General features: G+C 43.0%; 2 protein-coding genes and 1 pseudogene. 1 reads left to right on the forward strand and 2 read right to left on the reverse strand.

Annotation, left to right across the window (positions count from 1 at the left end):
- A partial coding sequence (locus tag ABN217_RS18960; protein ID WP_349459811.1) for a DUF924 family protein occupies positions 1 to 93 on the forward strand: 93 nt, incomplete at its 5' end.
- A gap of 86 nt (positions 94 to 179) precedes the next feature.
- Here ABN217_RS18960 and ABN217_RS18965 read toward each other — a convergent pair.
- Together ABN217_RS18965 and ABN217_RS18970 are read right to left on the reverse strand one after the other, a co-directional pair.
- A complete protein-coding gene (locus ABN217_RS18965; protein WP_283125291.1) occupies positions 180 to 956 on the reverse strand; it encodes a dimethyl sulfoxide reductase anchor subunit family protein in 777 nt (258 codons plus the stop codon).
- Between the two features lies 1 nt (position 957).
- Positions 958 to 1,178 (reverse strand): annotated as a pseudogene (locus tag ABN217_RS18970) (DMSO/selenate family reductase complex B subunit); the annotation flags it as partial.

Consider the following 1,178-nt stretch of genomic DNA (forward strand, 5'->3'; position numbering starts at 1 on the left):
TTTGGTCGTTATCCACATCGTAATGAGATAGTTGGACGTTTATCGACTAAAGAGGAGATCGCATTTCTCCAACAACCCAATTCGTCTTTTTAAGAGTAAATAGGTGAATCAATGGGGTATCTACAGTAAAGAGCCTGCAACAGCAGGCTCTTTGGTTTAACATGAAATTAAAAGAGGGGTTACATGGTGATTTGCCACAAATTATAGAAGGCAATACGGCCTGCTAGTTCAGCAAGTAGTACTGCGGCGGCACAAGTGGCTAAAGTGGCTTTTGGCGCACGTTGTTTTAATGCCATGCCGACAAAACCTGCTAATGCAATAACCAAAACAACGACTTGGAATCCCCAAAAACCAGTTTGTTCTGCACTTAGGGCCGGTCCACTTTCAGAAAGAAATGCTTGATATCCCGCACGGCTAGCGAAAATAACCACAGCACCAATTAAGAAAGAAGCAATCCCCAAACCACGAGCACCAATAGCAATTGCTAAAGCACCACCACCAACTAACATCGTCATCCACATCTGGAGTGTTGTGTAACCGGTGTTCCAATTAGCAATTGAGGCAATATTATAAACTTGTGGAATTGACCAAACAAAAGCCACACCAGTTACTACGGTAGCAATATTGGCTAGCTCACGCAGTAGTGGTTTTTTATAAAATAGAGTAAAGAACAGTGTCGCTGCTGCACAACCAACAAATATACCGCTCAAAAATGCTTCGTTACTCATTGGTGAGCGACCAACACCGAGCAGCATATTGAAGAAACGTAATGGCTGCCCAACGTGTAGGCCACCAATACCTAAACCAATCACAACGACAATGAAGGCTAGGATATTGGCATTTTTCAATTGTTTTTCATCAATTGAACCCATTTTTTTGCTTAGATAAGCCAGCAAAAATAAACCCGCAGCGGACTGACCCAGCACGGTGAAAAAAACGAGTGGTAGTTCATGCATTTTACACCTCCGCAGGGTTTTTCAGTTCGCCACTTTTATCGCCAGATGGTTTCGCATCTTTATGTGGCTTGATGACAATATTAGGGTTTGTGATACTCGGGTCTGGCATTGGAGCAATACCACACTCAGTGCCATGCAATTCACGTAGCACATTAATATCATCAAAATCTAATGCACGTTGTGGGCATGATTCAACACAGACGGGTTTCATGCCTTTGGCTA

Source organism: Proteus sp. fly-1067 (assembly GCF_040139345.1).
GTDB lineage: Bacteria > Pseudomonadota > Gammaproteobacteria > Enterobacterales > Enterobacteriaceae > Proteus > Proteus vulgaris_B.

Bases quoted from the DNA above. Each gene is read 5' to 3' on its own strand.
- ABN217_RS18965 (WP_283125291.1), bottom strand. From the start codon at position 956: ATGCATGAACTACCACTCGTTTTTTTCACCGTGCTGGGTCAGTCCGCT.